The organism is Streptomyces sp. L500 (genome assembly GCF_054551825.1).
On the sequence record NZ_JBTOLC010000015.1, the window covers coordinates 80,977 to 103,214 of the forward strand.

Genomic DNA, 22,238 nt, shown 5'->3' on the forward strand with positions numbered 1-22,238 from the left:
TACTGCCGCATCGCCCGCCCGGCGGGGCCGCCCCGGCGGCCGGAACCGGGCGGTCCACAAGATCACCCAGAGTGCGTCATCGCACTACAGGGCGTACGATCCGGAGTCCGCGCCCCCCGAAATGCACCCTGATACCCCCTTGCCCGGCCGGGCCATGCCACCATCTTCCGGGCGGTGACTGGTGATACGAGACCGAGAAGAGACCGACGAGCAGCAGGGCGCGCAGCCTCCGGAGGAGGCCCGCGCCCGCGGAGTGCTGCCCTGTGACGGGCGCGCCGGCGCGTACCCGTGCGAGGACGGTGAGGGCCACATCGACAAGGTCTCCGGCGACGAGCCGCTGCTCCCCGCCCGTGTCCACCGCCCGGCCGATCTGGTCCGGCTCTTCCTGGGCATCGTGGGCATCGCCCTCGTGCTCGCGCTCGCGGCCTTCGCCCACGCCACCACCTCGGGCCTGGCGCAGGACATCAGCGCGAGCACCGGCAAGGCGCCCCATCTGCTGGCCAGCTTCGCCGGGCTCACGGCGAACATCGCGGTCTTCATCGTCCCGGTGGCCTTCGCCATCGAACGGCTGATCAAACGCGACGGGCTGCGCATCGCCGACGGCGTCCTGGCCGCCGTGCTGGCCCACGGCGTGTCCCTGGCCACCGACCTGTGGGTGGCCGATTCGGCGCCCGAGTCCATCCGCGCCGCGCTCTCCCAGCCCTCGCCCGCCGGCGGCTTCACCGACCCGGTGCACGGCTATCTGGCGCCCGTGATCGCCTATATGACGGCCGTCGGCATGTCCCGGCGGCCCCGCTGGCGCGTGGCCATGTGGGCCGTCCTCCTCCTGGACGCCTTCGCGGTACTGGTCAACGGCTACACCACGCCGTTCTCCATCGCCATCACCGTCCTGATCGGCTGGACGGTCGCCTACGCCACCCTCTACGCCGTCGGCTCCCCCAACGTCCGTCCCACCGGCCAGCACCTCCTCGCCGGTCTGCGGCGCGTCGGCTTCCGCCCGGAGACCGCGCTGCGCGCCGAGGACAACGAGACCGCCGAGCAGCACCCCGACCGGGGCCGCCGCTACATCGTCACCCTGGAGGAGGGCCCGCCCCTCGACGTCACCGTCGTCGACCGCGAGCAGCAGGCCCAGGGCTTCTTCTACCGCGTCTGGCAGCGCCTGGCCCTGCGCGGGATCATCCAGCGCCGCAGCCTGCTGTCGCTGCGCCAGGCCCTCGAGCAGGAGGCGCTGCTCGCCTACGCGGCCATCGCCGCCGGGGCGAACGCGCCCAAGCTGATCGCCACCTCCGAGCTGGGCCCGGACGCCGTCATGCTCGTCTACGAGCACATCGGCGGCCGCCCGCTGGTCTCCGTCCCCACCGAGGAGATCACCGACGAGCTGATGCGGGGCGCCTGGCACCAGCTCAAGGCCCTCCAGTCGCGCCGCATCGCCCACCGCAGGCTCGACGGCGACGCCCTGCTGGTGGATCGTTCCGGCAATGTGGTCCTCACGGACCTGCGCGGCGGCGAGATCGCGGCCGGCGACCTGGTGCTCCGCATGGACGTCGCCCAGCTCCTCGTCACCCTCGGCCTGCGGGTCGGCGCCGAACGGGCCGTGGCCACCGCCGTCGAGGTCCTCGGCCCCGATGCCGTGGCCGACAGCCTCCCCCTCCTCCAGCCCCTCGCCCTCACCCGCGTCAGCCGCGCGACCCTGCGCCAGCTCGCCCGCGAGCGGTCGGAGCGCGAGCGCGAACGGGTGCTGGAGAACGCCCGTCTGGCCAAGGAGGCCCGCGAGGCCGAACGCGCCGCCGAGGCGGAGCCCGTCGAGGCCGGCCGCAAGGCCCTCAAGGCCGAGCGCCAGGCGGAGAAGAAGGCACTCGGCGAGGCCCTCGAAGAGGCCCGCGAGGAGGACCTCCTCGCCCAGATCCGCCGCCAGGTCCTGCTCATCCGGCCGCAGGCGCCCATAGAGCCGGTGCGCCTGGAGCGGATCAAGCCCCGCACGCTGATCAGCTTCGTCGCGGGCGCGATCGCCGCGTACTTCCTGCTGTCCCAGCTGACGCACGTCAAGTTCGGCGATCTCGTCGACAAGGCCAACTGGGCGTGGGTCGCGATGGCGGCGGCCTTCCAGGCGCTGACCTACGCGGCCGCCGCGATGGGTCTGCTCGGCTTCGTCCCCGAGAAGGTGGCCTTCGGCCGGACGGTCCTGGCGCAGGTCGCGGGCTCGTTCGTGAAGATCGTCGCCCCCGCCGCGGTGGGCGGCGTGGCCCTGAACACCCGTTTCCTCCAGCGGGCGGGCATCCGCCCGGGCCTGGCCGTGGCGAGCGTCGGCGCGTCCCAGCTCTTCGGCCTGGCCTGCCACATCATGCTGCTGCTGTCCTTCGGCTATGTGACGGGCACGGAACGCAGCTCGTCCCTGGGCCCCTCCCGGACGGTGATCGGCGGCCTGCTCACGGCCGCGGTCCTGGTGCTGGTGGTCGCCGCGATCCCGGTGCTGCGGAAGTTCGTCTCGACCCGGGTGCGGTCGCTGTTCGCGGGCGTCGTGCCGCGCATGCTGGACGTGCTCCAGCGGCCGCAGAAGCTCTTCTTCGGCATCGGCGGGATGCTGCTGCTGACGGCGGCGAACGTCATGTGCCTGGACGCGTCGATCCGGGCGTTCGGGGGCGACCTCAGCTACGCGAGCATCGCGGTCGTCTTCCTCACCGCCAACGCGCTGGGGTCGGCGGCGCCGACGCCGGGCGGTGTGGGAGCGGTGGAGTTCGCGCTGACGGGTGCGCTGACGTTCGCGGGGCTTCCCGCCGAGCAGGCGGCTCCCGCCGTGCTGCTGTTCCGGCTGATGACGCTGTGGCTTCCCGTGCTGCCCGGGTGGGCGTCGTTCACGCACCTGACGAGGAAGGGCGCGATCTAGGGGGCGGCGTGGCGTTGTTCCCGGGGGCTCCGCCCCCGGACCCCCAGCCTTGCAGATGCGAGCCGGATCGACATAACGTGCCGCACATGCGGTCGTACACCATCGGGCAGGCAGCCCGGCTGCTGAGCGTGAGTCCCGACACCGTCCGGCGTTGGGCCGACGCGGGCAGGATCCCCACCCGTCGTGACGAGGCCGGCAAACGGCTGATCGAAGGGCCCGATCTGGCTGCCTTCTCCGTGAGCCTCGCCGCCGAGGCGAACGAGAGCGACGACGAGCCGCACACCAGCGCCCGCAACGCCTTCCCGGGGATCATCACCGCCGTGAAGCTCGGCGACGTGGCCGCGCAGGTGGAGGTCCAGGCCGGGCCGCACCGCCTCGTCTCCCTCCTCACCCGCGAGGCCGTGGAGGAGCTGGGGCTGGCCGTGGGCATGGAGGCCGTGGCCCGGGTGAAGGCCACCAACGTGCACATCGACCGCGCCTGACCAGGAGAGACCATGCCCCGCACCCTCGCACGCACGGCCCTGGCGGCAGCGCTCCTCCTCCCCCTCGCCACGGCCTGCGGCAGCGGCGACAAGAGCGACGACGCCAAGCAGCGGACCACCCTCACGGTCCTCGCCGCCGCCTCCCTCACGGACGTCTTCAAACAAGCCGGGGCCCTCTACGAGAAGGACCACCCCGGCACCAAGGTGAACTTCTCCTTCGCGGGCTCCCAGGAGCTGGCCGCCCAGGTGCGCCAGGGCGCGCCCGCCGACGCCCTCGTGACGGCCGACACCAAGACGATGGACGGGCTCGCCCAGCAGACGAACGCCCCCACCACCATCGCCAAGAACCGGCTGACGATCGCCACGGCCCCCGGCAACCCCAAGAAGATCCAGGGCCTCTCCGACCTCTCCAGCCCCACCCTCAAGGTGGTCCTGGCGGCACCCGAAGTACCCGCCGGCCGCTACAGCAAGAAGGTCCTCGACCAGCAGCACGTCGACGTCAAGCCGGTCTCCCAGGAGCCCAGCGTCCGCGCCGTGCTGAGCAAGGTCACCCTCGGCGAGGCGGACGCGGGCATCGTGTACGTCACCGACGCCACGTCGGCCAAGGACAAGGTCGCGACGGTGACGATCCCCGACGACCGGAACGCGGTGGCGGCCTACCCCGCCGCGACGCTCAAGAGCTCCAAGCACACCAAGGAGTCGGCCGACTTCGTCAAGTGGCTGAGCTCGGCCGAGGCCCAGAAGCTCCTGCGCGGGGCGGGCTTCCAGCAGCCGTGAGGGCCCGTAAAGGGACGCCCCTGCCCCTGGCGATCCCCTCCGTCCTCGCCGTCGGCTTCCTGTTCCTCCCCCTGGCGGGCGTCCTCACCAGCACGCCATGGGGCACCCTCCCGTCCCGACTGACCTCCCACGAGGTCACCCAGGCCCTCACCCTGAGCCTGACCGTCTCGGCGTACTCCCTGGCGCTCTCCCTCGTCCTCGGGGTCCCGCTCGCCTGGCTGCTGGCCCGGGTGGACTTCCCGGGCAAGGCGCTCGTCCGCTCCCTCGTGATGCTCCCGATGGTCCTCCCGCCCACCGTCGCGGGCGTGGCCCTCCTCCAGGGCTACGGCCGCCGGGGCGTCCTGGGCCCCTGGCTGGACGAGTGGTTCGGCCTCACGATTCCCTTCACGACCACAGCGGCAGTCGTGGCCTCGACATTCGTGGCCATGCCCTTCCTGGTGATCAGCCTGGAAGGAGCACTCAGCGGACTCCACCCCCGCTACGAGGAAACGGCGACTTCCCTGGGAGCGACCCCGCTCCGGACCTTCCGCACGATCACCCTGCCCATGATCGCGCCAGGCCTCTTCGCGGGAGCGGCCCTCTGCTGGGCCCGCGCGCTGGGCGAGTTCGGGGCGACGATCACGTTCGCGGGCAACCTGCCGGGCGTCACGCAGACCCTCCCCCTCCAGGTCTACCTGCTCCTACAGGACGACCCGGAAGGAGCGACGGCGGTGTCGTTGCTCCTCCTGGCCATAGCGACAGCAGTGCTGCTAACCCTCCGGGGCCACTGGCCGCAGACGCCGACGGCGGGAGGTCGGGGCCGGGGCGGGGCGGGCCCCGGCAGGGACGTAAAGGACTCTTCGTGGCGCGTGCCGGGTACGACGTCACGTGATGCCCGAGGCCACGAAGAGTTCAGTCCCAGAGGGGTCCGCCCCGCACCGGCCCCGACCGCACCCACCCCGCACCCCCTGCGCACCACGGTCACCGGCGCCGTGGAGGCGACGCTCACCGCCCCCGCCGGCACCACCATCGCCGTAGTGGGCCCCAACGGCGCGGGCAAGACGACCCTCCTCCGCACCCTCCTGGGCCTGACCCACCGCGCCACGGCAGAGACACTCACCCTCGGCGACCAAGACGTATCGACAGCCCCACCCCACCGCCGCCGAATCGCCTGGGTCCCCCAGGACGGCGCCCTCTTCCCGCACCTCACGGCCCTGGCCAACACCGCCTACGGACCGCGCGCCCAGGGCACCCCGAAGGACGAGGCCCACGCCACCGCCCAGCAGTGGCTCGACCACCTGGGCATCGGCCATCTGGCCCACCGCAGGCCCGGCCTGCTCAGCGGCGGCCAGGCCCAGCGCGTGGCCCTGGCCAGGGCCCTCGCCGCCGGCCCGAGCCTGCTCCTCCTCGACGAACCCCTCGCCGCCCTGGACCAGTCGACCCGCGCCCAGGTGCGCCACTCCCTGCGCACCCACCTCGCCGACTTCCCCGGCGTGTGCCTGATCGTCACCCACGACCCCGTGGAAGCCGTCTCGCTGGCCGACCAGGTGCTCGTCCTGGAGGACGGCCGTACGACCCAGTACGCGCCCCCGGCCGAGCTGGCCCGGCACCCCCGCTCCCCCTGGGTGGCCCGCATGCTGGGCCTCAACGCGTGGCCGACGGAGGCGACTGCCACGACAGACGCGACAACCGACACCCTCCGCCTACCAAACGGCACGACCCTGACCACGGCGGACCCACCCGCCACCCCCGGCCCGGGCCTCGCCGTGATCGCCCCCGAGGCGGTGTCCCTCCACACCACCCACCCCGCGGCCACCACCAGCAGCCCCCGCAACGTCTGGCAGGGCAAGATCCGCGAGCTCGCCGCACAAGGCAGCAGAATCCGCGTCCTCGTGGACGCCGATGTCGAGATCGTCGCTGAGATCACCCCCGCCGCCGCGACAGAGCTCAAGCTCACGGAGGGCACCCCGGTCTGGGCCAGCGCGAAGGCGACGGAAGTAAGGTTCGTCCCGCTGTAACCCCCAGGCCCGCTGGAACCCACAGCCCGCCGTAACCCATACGGCCCTCCCTGCGCGCGCCCCGCCCCACGCCGCCCAAAAGTGGGAGGCGTGTCCACATCCCCGCGCACGGCCAGAGCACGAGCCCTGCTCGCGGCCGCGCTGCTGACGCTCACGGCGACGAGCTGCAGCGGCACGGGCGACGCACAGGAGAAGCAGAACCCACCCCGGACAGCGACGAACGCGCCAACGGAGGCCGCGGCCCCCCTCCAGACCCAGAAACTGGACTGGAAACCCTGCCCACCCCCCAGCCGCAGCGAGGACGCGGGCACCGCCGGCCGTCCCCCCGGCCCGGACTGGGAGTGCGCGACCCTGCGCGCGCCGCTCGACTACGCCCACGCGGACGGCGAGAAGATCGGCATCGCCATGATCCGGGCGAAGGCCACCGACCAGTCGCACCGCATCGGCTCGCTCCTCTTCAACTTCGGCGGCCCCGGCGGCTCGGGCGTGACGACGCTCCCCGCGTTCGCCGACGACTACCGCACCCTGCGCACCCGCTACGACCTGGTGAGCTTCGACCCGCGCGGGGTCGGCCGCAGCAACGGGGTGACGTGTCTGCCGGACAAGGAACTGGACGCGTACTACGCGGCGGACGCCACCCCGGCCACCCCCGCCGAGCAGAACGCCCTCGTGGACCGGGTGAAGAAGTACGCGGAGGGCTGCCAGAAGCGCTCGGGGAAGTTCCTCCCCCACATCGGCACCACGAACGCCGCCCGCGACATGGACCTCATGCGTCAGGTCCTGGGCGACGACAAGCTCCACTACTTCGGCGTCTCGTACGGCACCGAACTGGGCGGCGTCTACGCGCACTTGTTCCCCAAGAACGTCGGCCGGGCGCTGATGGACGGCGTGGTGGACCCGTCGAGCGACCCGCTGCAGAGCGCCCTCGCCCAGGCCGCCGGGTTCCAGCTCGCCCTCGGCGACTACATGACGGCCTGCACGAAGACCTCGGACAACTGCCCCACGGAGCAGCAGATCAACTCGCTCCTCGAGCGGCTGGAGAAGAAGCCGGTGCCGGGCGGCGGGGGCCGCGACCTCACGCAGTCGCTCGCGACCAGCGGCATCGCGCAGTCGCTCTACTCGAAGGAGTTCTGGGACTACCTCACCGAGGGCGTCGAGGACGCCGAGAACGGCGACGGGAAGATCCTCCTCATGCTGGGCGACTCCATGAACGGCCGTGGCCAGGACGGTGCTTACAGCTCCCTCCAGGCGTCGCTCAACGCCATCACGTGCGCCGACTTCTCCCAGCGCTACACGGCGGCGGACATCGAGCGGAGGGCGGCGGAGTTCCGCAAGGCGTCACCGGTCTTCGGGGACTTCATGGCGTGGAGCCTGCTGCAGTGCACCGGATGGCCCGTAAAGGGCGAATGGCAGACGCCCGACGTCAGCGCGAAGGGCTCCGCGCCCATCCTCGTCGTCGGCAACACCGGTGATCCGGCGACTCCTTACGAGGGAGCGCACAAGATGGCCCAGGAGCTCGGCAAGGGCGTCGGAGTCGAGATGACGTACCGGGGAGAGGGCCACGGCGCGTACGACAGCGGCAACGCGTGCGTGAAGAGCGCGGTTGACGCATACCTGCTGGAAGGTACTGTTCCGGCACCCGGGAAGGTGTGCTCATAGCACCCATAGCACATCACACCGGTACTACGAACTCCTGCGGCTCGAATGTCAGTGGCCCGCACTACCATCGCCCGCACAGAGTTTCACTGGGATCGGCAGCACGGGCGACGGAGGGGGACAGAGGTGTTACGCACGGCCGAACACCCGGGCCGCAAGGCCAGACTGCTCACCGGCGCCCTGGCCATAGCGGCGCTGCTGGCGGCCCTGATGGCGCTGTGGCAGACGCAGTTCAGGCCGCTGGCCAGGCAGGACTACTGCTGGGGCACATGGTCGGAGGAGAACGGCCCGTTCCGCGGGGAGACCGGGGGCGTACGGCAGCGGGTGTCCCGGGAGAGCGCGCCGGGCCCGGGCCGTCCCCACGGCCAGTGCACACTGAGCTGGCGCGGGAGCGACCCCGGCAACGACCACGACGGGAACGGGAACAGCAACGGCAAAAGCAACGGCAACGGCAACGGCAACGGCAACGGCAACAGTGACAAACGCTGGGCCGAGCGCCGCCTGGAGGTCAGCTACGGCACGGGCCCCGAGGCGGCGGACGAACGCCGGGCCTGGCTGACGGATCTGTTCGCCGGGGGCGACTCGCCGCTCCCGGACGCCCTCCCGGGCTTCGTCACGGCCTCGTCGGGCACGCTGGTGCTGCCGGAGTCGTGCGATGTGCGCGGCCGGCCGTCGGTGGTCACGCTGACCGGATCGTTCCCGGACGCCTCCCCGGCGCGCACGGGCAGGCTCCTGCTGGACGTGGCCAACCGGGCCGCGAAGGTGACGGGGTGCGCCCAGGAGGCCCGGCCGCTGGCCTCGCCCCGCGCGCCCGGGACCTGCGCGATACCGGGCATAGCCGGGCCGGGCATGGCGAGCCCGGCCGGAACGGGCAGTTCCGAGCCCGACTTCGAGACGTGCGCGCTGGCGGCGACGGACGCGTTCCGCTGGGCGGCCCGGTTCGCGATGACCGCCCGGCCCAGGATCGTCGCCCTGTTCGACGGGCTCACGGGCGACACCCCACCCGCGCCGGGCTGGCGTGCCCACGGGCGGATCGAGGCGACGGGCGCCCTCATACGGGCCGACTGCGCCGGCCGCCCCACGGTGTTCACCATGCGCACGGGCCCCGGCCGCACGGGCACCCGGGCCGACGATCCGCGCCGGGCCTTCCCGGCGTTCGTGGACGCCGTCGCGGGCCGGATCGGCTGTGCGCCCCTGCGCTCCGCCTGACAACGCCTGTACGCCGGGTCGTCAGGGGGTCGGGAAAGGGCGATTCATCCGTAGAGTCGGTGGAATGAGTCCCACACGGCCCCGGGTCACGGCCCTCGCCTCCCTCGCCGCCACCGCCCTCGTGATCGCCCTCGCCGTCACCGGATGCGGTGACAACGGAGGCGACAGAACGAACGGCCGGAACAGCGGCAGCGGCAGCGGTGCCGACGGCAGCGGAGACACCAACGGGGGCAAGAACGGTTCCCCCGCGGTCAAGCTCAGCTGGAAGACGTGCGACGCGCCCACCGCCGCGCAGGGCACGGGCAAGGCCCCCGGCAGGGCCTGGCAGTGCGCGAAGCTCCCGGTGCCGCTCGACCACTCCAAGCCGGACGGCGAGAAGATCGACCTCGCGCTGATCCGCAGCAAGGCCACGGACCCGTCCCACCGCGTCGGCTCGCTCGTCTTCAACTTCGGCGGCCCCGGCGCCTCGGGCGTCTCCGCGCTGCCCGCCCTCGCCGACGGCTACGCCACCCTCCACGCCCGCTACGACCTGGTGAGCTTCGACCCGCGCGGCGTCGGCGAGAGCGCCGGCGTGCGCTGCCAGAGCGACAAGGAGCTCGACGCGGCCTATCAGGTGGACGGCACTCCGGACGACGACGCCGAGCTCAAGCAGACCCTCGCGGTCAACAAGGCGTACATCGACGCCTGCGCCAAGAACTCCGGCAAGGTCCTGCCGTACGTGGACACCGTCAGCGCCGCCCGTGACCTCGACCGGATCCGGGCCGCGCTCGGCGAGTCCAAGCTCCACTACTTCGGCATCTCGTACGGCACCGAACTGGGCGGCGTCTACGCCCATCTGTTCCCGAAGAACGTCGGACGCACCGTTCTCGACGCCGTGGTGGACCCGACGCAGGACACCGTGCAGGGCGACCTCGGCCAGACCAAGGGCTTCCAGCTCGCGCTGGACGACTACCTCAAGGACTGCGCCTCGGCGGGCGCCGCCGGCACCGGCGGCCGCTGCCCGACCCTGGACGAGATCACCACGCTCCTCAAGGATCTCGACGCGAAGCCCCTGCCCACGAGCCAGGGGCGCGAGCTCACCCAGGACGAGGCCACCAACGGCATCGCGACGGCGCTGTACTCCAAGGACACCTGGAAGTACCTGACCGCCGGGCTCCAGGAGGCGAGGGTCAAGGGCACGGGCAACACCCTGCTCCTGCTCTTCGACTCCATGGCGGGCCGTGCGCCCGACGGCCGCTACAACAATCTCCAGGCCGCCAACCGGGCCATTTCCTGCGCTGATTCACAGGACCGCTACAGCGTGGACGACGTCCGCCGGCTGCTGCCGGAGTTCAAGGCCGCCTCGCCGGTCTTCGGGGAGTCCGCCGCGTGGTCGTTGCTGTCGTGCACGGGCTGGCCGGTGCGGGGCAAGTGGAAGACGCCCGAGGTGAGCGCCGCGGGGGCCGCGCCGATCCTGGTCGTCGGCAACGCGGGCGACCCGGCCACGCCGGTGGCCGGCGCGGCGAACATGGCGGAGCGGCTCGGCAAGGGCGTCGGGGTCCGGCTGACCGTCAAGGGCGAGGGCCACGGGACGTACGGCGTCGACGCGTGCGCCACGAAGACCATGGACGCCGCGTTCCTCGACGGCAGGCTCCCGGCGGACGGCACGACCTGTTCGTGACGGGAACGCTGTTCCTGACACACGAAGCCGGCCCCGCCCGCCTCCCGGCGAGCGGGGCCGGTCCACACCGGAAGACGGCGGGGTCAGTACACCGGCTTCTCCGGCTCCACCTGGTGGACCCAGCCGATCACGCCGCCGCCCACGTGCACCGCGTCCGCGAAGCCCGCGGACTTCAGGACGGCCAGCACCTCCGCGGAGCGGACACCCGTCTTGCAATGCAGGACGATCTTCTTGTCCTGCGGAAGCCCCTGGAGCGCGCTGCCCATCAGGAACTCGTTCTTGGGGATCAGCCGGGCGCCGGGGATGGAGACGATCTCGTACTCGTTGGGCTCGCGGACATCGATGATGTCGATGTTCTGGCCCTCGTCGATCCACTCCTTCAGCTGGAGCGGGGTGATCGTCGAACCGGCGGCGGCCTGCTGCGCCTCCTCGGAGACGACGCCGCAGAATGCCTCGTAGTCGATGAGCTCGGTGACCGTCGGGTTCTTGCCGCAGACCGCGCAGTCGGGGTCCTTGCGGACCTTGACCTGCCGGTAGGTCATCTCCAGGGCGTCGTAGATCATCAGCCGGCCGACCAGCGGGTCGCCGATGCCCGCGAGCAGCTTGATGGCCTCGTTGACCTGTATCGAGCCGATCGAGGCGCAGAGCACGCCCAGCACGCCGCCCTCGGCGCAGGAGGGGACCATGCCCGGCGGCGGGGGCTCGGGGTAGAGGCAGCGGTAGCAGGGGCCGTGCTCGCTCCAGAAGACGGACGCCTGGCCGTCGAAGCGGTAGATGGAGCCCCACACGTACGGCTTGCCCAGCAGCACGCACGCGTCGTTGACGAGATAGCGGGTGGCGAAGTTGTCCGTGCCGTCGACGATCAGGTCGTACTGGGAGAAGATCTCCATCACGTTGTCGGCTTCGAGCCGGGTCTCGTGCAGGACGACGTTCACATAGGGGTTGATCCCCAGCACGGAGTCCCGCGCGGACTCGGCCTTGGAACGGCCGATGTCGGCCTGGCTGTGGATGATCTGGCGCTGGAGGTTCGACTCGTCGACCTCGTCGAACTCCACGATGCCCAGGGTGCCGACGCCGGCCGCGGCCAGGTACATCAGGGCGGGCGAGCCGAGGCCGCCGGCCCCCACGCAGAGCACCTTGGCGTTCTTCAGGCGCTTCTGTCCGTCCATCCCGACGTCCGGGATGATCAGGTGGCGGGAGTACCGACGGACCTCGTCGACGGTGAGCTCGGATGCCGGCTCGACCAGGGGTGGCAGCGACACGGGGACTCCAGGATCATCCCCACGGCGGTGGGGAAGGTAGAGGCAACAGTGTGTTCTTCCCCCGTAACACTGCCACGCCCTGTCTCATTCCGAGACACCAGGTCCGATGCGCGAGACGAAATCGTCCCAGTAGCCGGGCAGGGACTCCCAGGGGTCCAGGGCGTCGCGATCGGTGCGGTCCGTGAAGTAGACGGTGCCCGCGCCCTGCCAGCGGGCGACGCGCAGCGCCTCGTCCAGATGCGTGCGCGGCACGCCGTGCACCAGGTGGCAGAAGCGCTCGGGCGGATGGTCGGCCGTCCACTCGGCGGCCCGGGACCAGCGGTAGCCGGACCAGGGGCCCGCGTACGTCACCAACTGGTCGCCCACGTCGGCGTATCCGGGGCTGGGGTGGGTGCCGTGGGACAGCACGAGGTACGCCCCGTCGAGGAGGGTCCGCAGCGCGCCGGCCATCCGCCGGATGCCGGAGAGCCCGGCCTCGTCGTCCGGGCAGCGGGCCAGCGTGAAGCCGTCCACCCGGTACCAGTTGAGGTAGCGCTGCGCGTCGGAGAGCAGCTCGCCGAAGGACCGGGTGCCGTACCGGGCGTCCAGATGGCCCAGCACCCGGACGCCCGACGTGCGCAGCGGGACGACGGCGGACAGCCAGTACGGGTCCTGCCGGGAGCCGGGGCCGCCGCTCGTGCCGTCGGGCTCCCCCGCCGTGCGCTCCCCCGGTGTGCCGCCGCCGATCGCCACCCAGTCCAGCGGGAGGCCCGCCCGCTGGAGGCCGCCCCACTCGGCGGGGGCCACCAGCGGGTGCGCGAAGCCCGGCACGGCGAGCCGCAGCGGGGCCTTCCGGGCGGCGAGGGCGCGGCGGTACCCCGGGGAGATCAGATACGACACGCCGCCTCCATCCAGATGTCGGCCAGCGACTCCTCCAGGGCGATGCGCGGCCGCCAGCCCAGGCGGTCCCGGGCGGTGCGCACGTCGGCCTGCTGCCAGCCGCCGCAGCCGTCCGGATAGGGGTACGCGGGCGGGCTGCCCAGGTGGGGGTCGTCCAGCTCGTGGAGGGCGCCCCCGAAGCCCGCGACCCGGGCGAGCAGCGTCGCGGCGTCGCGGAGCCGCACGGCACGGCCGGTGCCGATGTTGACGGCGCCCTGGGCGGCGGAGAGGGAGGCGGCGTGGACGGCCCGGGCGATGTCGCGGACGTCGACGAAGTCGCGCTGCACCCCGAGGCCGGTGAGCTTCAGCTCGTTGTCGCCGCTCTGCATCGCCCGTCGCATGGCCTCCGCGAGCCGGCCCAGCGGCGAGCCGGCGGGGGTGCCGGGCCCCACCGGGGAGAAGACCCGCAGCACGATCGCGTCGAGCCCGGAGCCGAGCACCAGCTCGGTGGCGGCGAGCTTGCTCACCCCGTACGGGCCGCCCGGGCGCGGCACCGCGTCCTCGGCGGTGGACGAGCCGGGCTGCGAGGGCCCGTATTCGGAGGAGCACCCCACCTGCACCAGCCGGGCGCCGCAGCCGCTGCGGCGCAGCGACTCGCAGACGGTGGCGACGGCGACGGTGTTGTGCCGGGTGAGCTCGCGCGCCCCGCCCCGGGTGGCGCCCGCGCAGTTGATGACGACGCCGGGGTGGACGGCGTTGAGGAAGCGGGTGAGGGCGCCGGGGCTGCCGGAGGCCAGGTCGAAGCGGACGTCCGCGTCGTCGCCCCGGCCCAGGGCGGTGAGCTGGACGGCGGGGTCGGCGAGCAGCCGGTCGGCCACGAAACGGCCGAGGTAGCCGTTGGCGCCGAGGAGCAGGACTCTCATCGGTCGGGCCCTCGCTCTCGCCCGGTGGTGCGCGGAGGGGAAACGGTCATCGTGCTTGCTCTCTCTCCTGACGACGGGGTGGGGCGGGTGGTGACGTCACCGGTGTCCGTGGACCGAGGCCCGGGACAGCGCGGAGACGGCGTGGGCCAGCAGGGCGAGGGCCGGCGGGACGCACGCGGCGAGCGACAGGGCGGTGGGGCCGAAGGCCCCGGCCGCCCAGCCGACGGGCCAGCGCAGGGCTTCGCAGCCCGGTAGCCGGGCGGCGAGCAGGGTGAGCGGGGGCAGGGCCTCGGCCGCGGCGGCGGCCAGGGTGGCGGCGACGGCTGCCCGGGGCAGCCCGTGGGCGGTGAGCAGCCCGGCGAGGAAGAGGAGCAGGCCGAGCGCCGCCGCGGCCAGGTAGTGGAGGACGGGATGCGGGCCGGCCGGGACAGCCGAGCGGGCCGGCCACAGGAACGCGAGCAGGGCGCCCAGGAAGAGCGTCACCGCCACCAGCAGGGCGGGCCGTGTCCGCCTGCCGAACTCGGCGAGGTCCCGGCTGGCCGGGAGCACCCGGCGCGCCCGGGCCGCGAACCAGTGGGCACACCAGGCCGCGGGGGCGGCGGCGCAGGCCAGGGCGAGGACGGTGGGCGCCGCCCCGGCCAGGGCGGCCGGGAACGGGCCCGTCCGGCCGGCCGGGGTCCGGTGGCCGTGGAGCAGCGCCGTGAGCAGCGGGTCGCCCACGAGGGCGTAGGCGGTCAGCCAGAGGCAGGCCAGGGCGCCGGCGGGGCCCCATCCCGTGCGCAGGGCGGCGCACGGGCCTTGGCGGTGGCCCTTGCCTTCGCCGGGTGGGGTGTGGAGCGCCACGTCGCTCTCCGTGCGTTCCGCTCTCGCGTGGAGTTCCTCCGCGAGGGAGAAGACGTCGCGGTGGCGGTAGTCGGTGGCGGCCAGGCGGTCGCAGATGCCTCTTGCCTCCAGGCCGGCGGCGATCTCCAGTGGGTCCACTGCTCTGGCGCACAGCCTGTGGTGGCGCACCAGCAGTACCTTCACCGGGTCCGCTTGCCCGTGCGGGTCCGTGGGTGGGTTGTGCCCACCCTCCCCCATAGCCTGAACGGCATGGGAGGTACCCCCATCGCCCTGCGGAACGCCTGCCCACACGCTGTCTTCAGTTATCGACGTCGTCATCGGCGGCCCGCCCATGTCGGTGAGGCCGTGCGGGAGGTCGCGGAGAGGGGGGCCGCCGCGTGGGAGAAGGGGACGGACGGGTCGGGGCTGCCGAGGTGGACGGGGGCGCGGGAGAGGACCTCCAGGTAGATCGCCCCGAACCCGGCGACGTTCTGCTCGACGGTGAAGAGCTCCAGCGCGCGGGCGCGGGCGGCGGCGCCCAGCCGGGCGCGGCGCTCGGGGTCGCCCAGCAGCGCCAGGCACGCGGCGGCGAGAGCGGCCGGGTCGCGCGGGGGGACGACCAGGCCCGTTCCGCCGATGACTTCGCGGACGGCGCCGACGTCCGGGGAGACCGTGGCGCTGGCGCAGAACATCGCCTCGGCCAGGGCGGTGGGGAAGCCGTCGACGGCTCCGGAGAGAAGCACGACGCTGCCCGCCGCGTAGTCCTCGGGGCCGCAGGCGGGCCCGAAGGAGACGCCTTCCGGGGTGGTGTCGGTATCCGGTGGCACCCCGACCACTCTGAGCCGCAGCTCCGGTTCGGACGCGCGGAGGGTGGCGAGGGCCTCCCACAGGTGGGGTTCGGTCCCGCCGCCGACCCACACCAGCGTGGGCGGGCCGCCGGTGCGGAGGGCGGCGCTCTCGTCGCCCTCGCCGACGGCCTCGTAGAGGCTGGCGTCCATGCCGGGGTGGACGGTGCGCAGCCGGGAGCGGTCGGCGCCGCAGCGCTCCTGCCAGCGGCGGCCCTGGCCGTCCCCGGCGGTGATCACGGCGGCCTCGGAGTAGATCAGCGCGGTGAGGCGGCGGTGGAAGGCGGAGAGGAGGGTGCGGACGGACGGGGAGAGATCGGCGGGGGCGGAGGACAGGTAGTACTCGCGCAGTCCGATCTCGTACTCGGTGACGAGCAGGGGGGTACCGAAGAAGCGTTTGGCCAGGAGGCCCGGGAGGGCGGCGGAGCCGGCGGAGGTGGCGTGGCACAGGTCGACGGCGGCCAGGCCGCGGTCGCCGTCGGCGGTGCCGTACCAGTCGAGGGAGAGCGGGCGCAGGGCCCGCTCGATCAGCCCGGAGACGACGAGGAGGTCGGTGACGCGGGTGCCGTAGGCGGCGGGGTGGGCGCCGGGTGCGCGGCAGGCGGTCTCCAGGGCGCGCAGGGCCAGTTCGGAGCGGAGGGCCGCCGCGAGGCCGCCTTCCTCGCGGGCGAGGTCGGCGAGGCCGCCCAGGCCGTCGGCGAAACGGTACGCCTGATCTCCCGGGAGGGTGATGGCCGCCGCGAGGTCCCCGAAGTGCGCGGCGAACCGCCGTCGCTGGTCGCGCCCGTACGCGCCGTAGGCCCGGCCGCCGGCTCCGGGGGCGGGTCCGCCCCACAGGGGGGCCGCTCTCACCCGGCGGACGTTGCCGGGCAGCGCGTACCAGCCGCTGTCCTCCTGACGGGCCGTCCGGCTCAGCGCGTAGAGCTCGAAGTCGTGCTGGCCGAGCCCGCGCACCAAGCGGTCGCACCACTCTCCGCCCTCGCCGGCGGCGTATGGGTAACCGCCTTCGGAAAGCAGTCCCACGCGCACGAAGACACCCCCGTTCTCCCTTGTCGGCAACCGCCGTTACGGCAGCGGGGAGCACGCTATGCGCGCTTCCCGGTGGCGCGGCGGACGGTTGTCCGTCGCGCCACCGGAAGGGGTGAACGCAAGTGACTTTCGGCCAGATGCGGCGTTGATCCGCGCTATGCGGTGGCTTCCGCCGGTTCGAGCCGGGGCACCGCCGCGAGCAGGCCCTGGGTGTAGGCGTGCCGGGGCCGCTCGTAGACGGTGTCGGCGGGGCCCTCCTCGACGATCCGGCCGCCGCGCATGACGACGAGCCGATCGCTGACCTGGCGGACGACGGCCAGGTCGTGGGCGATGAAGACCACGGCCAGTCCGAGCTCGCGCTGCAACTCGCCCAGCAGCCGCACGACCTGCGCCTGCGTGGTGACGTCGAGCGCGGAGACGGGCTCGTCGCACACGATCAGCTTCGGTTCGGGGGCCAGCGCCCGGGCGATGCCCACGCGCTGTCGCTGGCCGCCGCTGAACTCGTGGGGGTAGCGGTGGTAGGCGTCGGGGTCGAGGCCCACGCGCTCCAGGAGTTCCCTCACGCGGGCGACGATCGCGGCGTCGTCCAGCCGTCCGGCGGCCCGCAGCGGGTCGGCGATGGACTCGCCGATGCTGCGGCGCGGGTTGAGCGAGGAGACGGGGTCCTGGAAGACCATCTGGAGCTCGCTGCGGAAGGAGCGCAGCTCACGGTCTTTCAGGCCGCCGATCTCGCGGCCCTCGTAGCGCAGCTCGCCGTCGGTGGGTTCCAGCAGACGGACCAGCATCCGGCCGAGAGTGGTCTTGCCACTGCCGGATTCGCCGACGATGCCGACGGTCTCCCCGGCCCGGATGGTGAGCGAGACGTCGTCGACGGCGGTGACGGTCTTCTTGCCGCGCCCGAACTCCCGCCGGAGGCCGGTGGCTTCAAGCAGGACGGAGTCGTCGCCCTTCGGGGTGCGGACGGTCTCGCGGCGGACGTTTACGCGCGGGACGGCGGCCAACAGCTCACGGGTGTAGTCCTCCCGGGGGCGGGCGAGGATCTCGCGCGCCGGGCCGTGCTCGACGGCCCGGCCGTCCTTCATCACCAGCAGCTCGTCGACGCTGGAGGCGGCGACGCCCAGGTCGTGGGTGACGAGGATGAGGCCCATCCCGGTCTCCTCGCGCAGTTCGCGCAGGAGGCCGAGGATCTGGGCCTGGACGGTGACGTCCAGGGCCGTGGTGGGTTCGTCGGCGACGAGGAGCCGGGGCTCGCAGGCGAGGGCCATGGCGATGAGGGCGCGCTGGCGCATGCCGCCGCTGAACTCGTGCGGGCGGGAGCGGGCGCGCCGGGCGGCGTCGGGGATGCCGACGCGGTCGAGTACCTCGACGGCGCGGGAGCGGGAGGCGCGGCGGCCGGCGCCCGGGTGGTGGAGCCGGTGGACCTCGGCGATCTGGTCGCCGATGGCCTGGTACGGGTCGAGCGAGGACAGCGGGTCCTGGAAGACCATGGCCGCGGTGCCGCCGCGCAGCTTCCGCAGGGCGGCGTCGTCTGCGGCCTGGACGTCCTGCCCGGCGACGCGCACGGTGCCGGTGACCTCGGCGCCGGTGCCCCGGTGGAGGCCGAGGAGGGCGTAGGCGGCGGTGGACTTGCCGGAGCCGGACTCGCCGACGACGGCGAGGGCGCCGCCGGGGGCGAGCGTGAAGGAGAGCCCGGAGACGGCCCGGACGACGCCGTCGCCCGTGCCGGTGGGGAAGCGGACGGACAGATCGTCCACGACGACGAGGGGCGTGTCGGTAACGGTCGTCATCGCAGCACCACCCTTCGGTCGGCGGCGGCGTAGAGGAGGTCCGCCACGATGTTGGCGATCACGACGGCGGTGCCGGTGACCATCACGACGGCGACGACGACCGGCAGGTCGATGGTGCGGGTGGCGTTCACCAGGAGCTGTCCGATGCCGGGCAGGCCGAACATCATCTCGGTGAGCATGGCGTTGCCGAACATCGACCCGAAGTCGGCGGCGGTGAGCGCGACGACGGGGGCGACGGCGCCGCGCAGGGCGTGCCGGGCGATCAGGGAGCGCTCGGTGGCCCCGTAGGCGCGGAAGGTGCGGATGTGGTCCTCCGCCAGCGTCTCCAGCATGGAACTGCGGGTCAGCCGGGCGTATTTCGCCGACTCGAGGAGGCCGAGGGCGAGCCAGGGCAGCAGCATGTTCCAGGCCCACTGCTCGGGGTCGTCCACGAGCGGCACATACGTCGGGAAGGGCAGCCACTCCAGGTAGGCGCAGAACAGCATCAGCAGGCCGAGGCCGCTGATGAAGACGGGGGTGGCGGTGCCGGCGAGCGTGAGCCAGGTGAGCACGCGCTCGGTGAGGCCGCCGCGGCGGAGCGCGGACAGCAGTCCGGTGCCGGTGCCGAGCAGCAGCCAGACGACCATGGCGCCGGTCGCCAGGGAGGCGGTGGCGGGCAGCCGCTGGACGATCAGGTCGGTGACCTGCTGGTCGTTCTGGTACGACAATCCGAAGCACGGTGCCTGGCAGTGGAGGACGCCGGTGCCGGTGGAGTAGTCGTGCCCGCTGACGATGCCCTGGAGGAAGTGCCAGTACTGGACGTAGACCGGGTCGTTCAGGGAGAGCTGCTCGCGGACCTGGCGGATCTGTTCGGGGTTGCAGCGGGGGCCGCAGGCCAGGCGGGCGGGGTCGCCGGGGGCGATGTAGAAGGTCGCGTAGACGACGGCGGAGAGGACGAGGACGACGGCGAGCGCGCCGAGGGCGCGTCGCAGGAAGTAGCCGGTCATGCGGTGCCTCCCGCGCCGCTCGTGCGGGTCCCCGCGCCGCTCGTGCGGGTCGTGCGCCGCTTGCGGCCGACGCCGAGCCGGGACGCCTGGCGCGGGTCGAGCGCCGTGCGCAGCCCGTCGCCGAGGACGGTGAAGGCGAGGGTGGTGACGAAGAGCATGAAGGCGGGCAGCAGGACGTACATGGGGTCGGCGCGGAACCAGGTGGTGGCCGTGGAGAGCATCTGTCCCCAGGAGGGGGTGGGCGGCTTCACGCCGACGCCGAGGAAGGACATGCTCGCCTCGATGACGATGTTGGCCGGCAGCAGCACGGCCGCGTAGGTGATCACGGGGGCGGCGAGGGAGGGCAGCAGTTCCCGGCGGGCGACGCGGCGCCGGGAGGCGCCGGTGAGCCGGGCGGCCGAGACGAAGTCGAGCTTGGTCAGGCCCAGGGCCTGGGCGCGGACGAGCCGGGCCATGCCGCCCCAGCTGATCAGCCCGATGACGACGACGAGCAGCACGGGCCGGGGGAAGTCGGCCGGGACGACGGCCATCAGGGCGATGGCGAAGACCAGCAGGGGCATGGCCACCATGACGTCGGTGAAGTGGCCGAGCGCGCTCTCGACGGCGCGGCCGCCGAGCGCGGCCGCGAGGCCCACGGCGAGGCCGAGGAGCACCTGGACGAGCGTGGCGCCGACGCCGACGAGCAGCGAGACGCGGGCGCCGAACAGGAGGCGGACGAACAGGTCGCGGCCGGTGCCGGGTTCGACGCCCAGCCAGTGCTCGGCACTGATGCCGCCGAAGGACCCGAGCGGGACGCCGCCGCGGGCGGAGTCGACGAGGGTGTCGTGGTAGCTGTTGGCGTCCTGGCCCTCCAGGGCGGCCAGCAGGGGCGCGCCGAGGGCGAGGAGGACGAGCAGGCCCAGCACGGCGGCGGCCGCGAGCGCGGACTTGCGCGCGCGCAGCCGCCGCCACACCTGCCGGGCGCCGGAGGCGGGAGCGACTCCCACCTCCGGTTCCTGGGTGGTGATCAGTTCCGTGGTCACTTGACGGCGACCTGGGAGACGTCGAGGACACCGGTCCAGTCGCTGATGACGACGTTCTTGACGTCCTTGCCGACGAGGCGCTTGTAGACCGGGTGGAAGAGCGGCACGGTCAGGGCCTGGGCGCCGATCCTCTGGTCGAGGGCGCCCCAGCGCTTGGCGGCGGCGTCATGGTCGGTGATCTTGTTGATCTCGTCGATCTCGTTGTTGACCGCGGAGTCGTCGAGGCGGGAGGCGTTGAAGTTGGCGCCGTCCTTGACGATCTGCCGGCCGTCGAAGATCGGGGCGAGGAAGGGGCCGCCGGAGGGCCAGTCGGCACCCCAGTGGGCGAGGAAGAGATCGGGCTGCTTGTCGACGCTGTGGGTCTTCTCGTCGTAGTCGTTCTCCTCCAGGCCCTCCAGCTTGACCCGGATGCCGGCCTCCTTGAGGGCGGCCTGGAGCGCGGTGGCGATCTCCGGGCTGGTCTCGAAGTTCTGGGCGGTGGAGTGGGTCAGCGTGATGTCCAGGCCGTCCGGGTGACCGGCCTCCTTCAGCAGCTCCTTGGCCTTCGCGGCGTTGCCGGTGGCGCCGGCCGGGAAGGGGTCGTAGGGGGTGAAGCCGAAGGACTTCTGGTTGGGCAGGAAGGTGGTCGCGGGCTCGGCCAGCGCGGAGCCGCCGGCGGCGTTGACGACGCTGGTGCGGTTGACGGCGTAGGCGATGGCCTCGCGCACCTTCGGGTCGTCGAAGGGCTTGGCCTTCGGGTTGAACGCCAGGTAGTTGGTGTAGCCGAAGTGGCCGGTGCCGACACGGGCGGCCAGCTTCTTGTCGCCGGTGACCTGGGCGAGCTCGGCGGGGCCGAGGTTGGTGTCGGTGGTCACGGCCGCCGCGTCGGCGCCCTGGCCGGCGGAGAGCCGCTGGTTGATGACCGCCGGGGCCAGGCCGGACTTGACCTCGATGCGGTCGGGGTAGGCGTGGCGCTCCTTGTCGGTCTCCTCGGACCAGTTGGGGTTGCGCTCCAGGACCATCTGCTCGCCGTCGTTGGTGTTCTTCACGACCTTGTACGGGCCGGAGGAGACGGGGTGCTCGGCGTACTTGGCCCCGGTGTCCTTGGCCTTGGGCACGGGGGCGAACTGGGTGGAGGTCGCGAAGTAGGGGAAGTCGCCCTCGGACTTCTTCAGCTTGAAGACGATGGTCCTCGCGTCGGGGGTCTCGATGGAGTCGAGGCCCTTCTGCTCTTTGTACGGGCCCTGGTAGGTGTCGCCGCCGATGAGCCAGTCGCGCAAGTAGGGGGCACCGCCGGAGAGTTCGGGCGCGAAGGAGCGCTCGACGCCGTACTTGATGTCGGCGGAGGTGATGGGCGTGCCGTCCTCGTACTTCAGCCCGTCCTTGAGCTTGTACGTCCACGTCTTCGCGTCGTCACTGGCGGTGCCGGTGTCGGTGGCGAGGTCGGGGACGACCTTGGTGCCCTCGGCGCCGTTCTCACGGTTGCGGGTGGTGAGGGTGCGGTAGACGAGCGAGGGGATGTTGCCGCCGCCGGAGGTGTAGAGGCGGGCGGGGTCGAACTGCTTCTGCGGCGCTCTGTTGAGGACCGTGAGCGTGCCGCCCTTCTTGGGCGCGCCGTCGGCGCCGCCTCCGGCGGAGTCACCGCCGCTCTCCTTCGGGCCACACGCCGCCGCGCCGCCGACCAGGACCACACTGACGGCTGCCGCGGCCACGCGGCGGGATATGACGGACAGTTGACGCATGACAGGTCAGGCCTTTCGCGGGAATGCGAGGGGAGGAGAGCGCGGAACGCGTTCCCGGAAGGCGGCAGGAGAAGAGCGCACGGAAGCGCCCGTACCGCCCCCGGCGGACGCGACGCGTGAAGGCGCGCGGAAGTACGCGGGGAGATGCCGGAACGGGTCGTTCAGCGACAGTGAATGTCGGCGACGGAGTGCGCGGCCACGCCGATCAGCGCCAGCTCGAAGGCGGCGTTCTCGAAGGCGGGGCGGGACGACATGCCGAGAAGACTGAACGAATTTTCGCCCCGCCGCAAAGGTGTCTCAGGTCGCGAGACCGGACGT

At 72.7% G+C, this 22,238-nt stretch carries 17 protein-coding genes; 7 read left to right on the forward strand and 10 right to left on the reverse strand.

The window, feature by feature from the left end; all coding sequences use genetic code 11:
- The first annotated feature begins 181 nt into the window (after window positions 1–181).
- From ACX9I7_RS16545 to ACX9I7_RS16575, 7 genes are all read left to right on the forward strand, one after another.
- Window positions 182–2,884, forward strand: a complete 2,703-nt coding sequence (locus tag ACX9I7_RS16545; RefSeq protein WP_459387775.1) for a lysylphosphatidylglycerol synthase transmembrane domain-containing protein — start codon at window positions 182–184, stop codon at window positions 2,882–2,884.
- 86 nt (window positions 2,885–2,970) lie between these two features.
- Entirely contained in the window at window positions 2,971–3,366 is a 396-nt protein-coding gene (locus tag ACX9I7_RS16550) for a TOBE domain-containing protein (protein ID WP_387566514.1), read from the forward strand.
- Window positions 3,367–3,378: 12 nt separating this feature from the next.
- Complete coding sequence (gene modA / locus ACX9I7_RS16555) at window positions 3,379–4,143, forward strand: molybdate ABC transporter substrate-binding protein (protein WP_387566517.1); 765 nt, start codon at window positions 3,379–3,381, stop codon at window positions 4,141–4,143.
- Entirely contained in the window at window positions 4,140–6,140 is a 2,001-nt protein-coding gene (locus tag ACX9I7_RS16560; protein WP_459387776.1) for an ABC transporter permease, read from the forward strand. Before modA ends, ACX9I7_RS16560 begins: the two co-directional genes overlap by 4 nt.
- Before the next feature lie 90 nt (window positions 6,141–6,230).
- Window positions 6,231–7,799 (forward strand): alpha/beta hydrolase, encoded by a 1,569-nt coding sequence (locus ACX9I7_RS16565; protein ID WP_459387777.1) that lies wholly within the window; start codon window positions 6,231–6,233, stop codon window positions 7,797–7,799.
- Between the two features lie 123 nt (window positions 7,800–7,922).
- The gene (locus ACX9I7_RS16570; RefSeq protein ID WP_459387778.1) at window positions 7,923–9,005 is read left to right on the forward strand and encodes a hypothetical protein; all 1,083 of its coding nucleotides are present in this window, start codon (window positions 7,923–7,925) and stop codon (window positions 9,003–9,005) included.
- A gap of 64 nt (window positions 9,006–9,069) precedes the next feature.
- Window positions 9,070–10,665 carry an alpha/beta hydrolase gene (locus tag ACX9I7_RS16575; protein WP_459387779.1) on the forward strand — a complete coding sequence of 532 codons (1,596 nt, stop codon included), beginning with the start codon at window positions 9,070–9,072 and terminating at the stop codon, window positions 10,663–10,665.
- A gap of 83 nt (window positions 10,666–10,748) precedes the next feature.
- Here ACX9I7_RS16575 and moeZ read toward each other — a convergent pair whose 3' ends face one another.
- The 10 genes from moeZ to ACX9I7_RS16625 form a co-directional block, all read right to left on the reverse strand.
- The gene (moeZ, locus tag ACX9I7_RS16580) at window positions 10,749–11,927 is read right to left on the reverse strand and encodes an adenylyltransferase/sulfurtransferase MoeZ (protein WP_387566532.1); all 1,179 of its coding nucleotides are present in this window, start codon (window positions 11,925–11,927) and stop codon (window positions 10,749–10,751) included.
- Between the two features lie 84 nt (window positions 11,928–12,011).
- Complete coding sequence (locus ACX9I7_RS16585) at window positions 12,012–12,797, reverse strand: spherulation-specific family 4 protein (protein ID WP_387567300.1); 786 nt, start codon at window positions 12,795–12,797, stop codon at window positions 12,012–12,014.
- Window positions 12,794–13,708, reverse strand: coding sequence for an NAD-dependent epimerase/dehydratase family protein (locus tag ACX9I7_RS16590; protein ID WP_126915910.1), 915 nt, complete (start codon window positions 13,706–13,708; stop codon window positions 12,794–12,796). Before ACX9I7_RS16590 ends, ACX9I7_RS16585 begins: the two co-directional genes overlap by 4 nt.
- A gap of 96 nt (window positions 13,709–13,804) precedes the next feature.
- Complete coding sequence (locus ACX9I7_RS16595; RefSeq protein WP_459387780.1) at window positions 13,805–14,719, reverse strand: hypothetical protein; 915 nt, start codon at window positions 14,717–14,719, stop codon at window positions 13,805–13,807.
- Between the two features lie 146 nt (window positions 14,720–14,865).
- Window positions 14,866–16,398 carry a DUF3492 domain-containing protein gene (locus ACX9I7_RS16600; RefSeq protein WP_459387781.1) on the reverse strand — a complete coding sequence of 511 codons (1,533 nt, stop codon included), beginning with the start codon at window positions 16,396–16,398 and terminating at the stop codon, window positions 14,866–14,868.
- A 161-nt stretch (window positions 16,399–16,559) separates the two neighbouring features.
- Entirely contained in the window at window positions 16,560–18,191 is a 1,632-nt protein-coding gene (locus ACX9I7_RS16605; RefSeq protein ID WP_459387782.1) for an ABC transporter ATP-binding protein, read from the reverse strand.
- On the reverse strand, window positions 18,188–19,177 hold the full coding sequence (locus ACX9I7_RS16610; protein ID WP_387566543.1) for an ABC transporter permease: 990 nt from the start codon (window positions 19,175–19,177) through the stop codon (window positions 18,188–18,190). Before ACX9I7_RS16610 ends, ACX9I7_RS16605 begins: the two co-directional genes overlap by 4 nt.
- The gene (locus ACX9I7_RS16615; protein WP_387566546.1) at window positions 19,174–20,199 is read right to left on the reverse strand and encodes an ABC transporter permease; all 1,026 of its coding nucleotides are present in this window, start codon (window positions 20,197–20,199) and stop codon (window positions 19,174–19,176) included. The genes ACX9I7_RS16610 and ACX9I7_RS16615 overlap by 4 nt, the downstream gene beginning before the upstream one ends.
- Window positions 20,196–21,920: an ABC transporter substrate-binding protein gene (locus ACX9I7_RS16620; protein ID WP_459387783.1), complete on the reverse strand. Its 1,725-nt coding sequence runs from the start codon at window positions 21,918–21,920 to the stop codon at window positions 20,196–20,198. Before ACX9I7_RS16620 ends, ACX9I7_RS16615 begins: the two co-directional genes overlap by 4 nt.
- 161 nt (window positions 21,921–22,081) lie before the next feature.
- On the reverse strand, window positions 22,082–22,174 hold the full coding sequence (locus ACX9I7_RS16625; protein ID WP_346429068.1) for an Ms4533A family Cys-rich leader peptide: 93 nt from the start codon (window positions 22,172–22,174) through the stop codon (window positions 22,082–22,084).
- Between the last annotated feature and the right edge of the window lie 64 nt (window positions 22,175–22,238).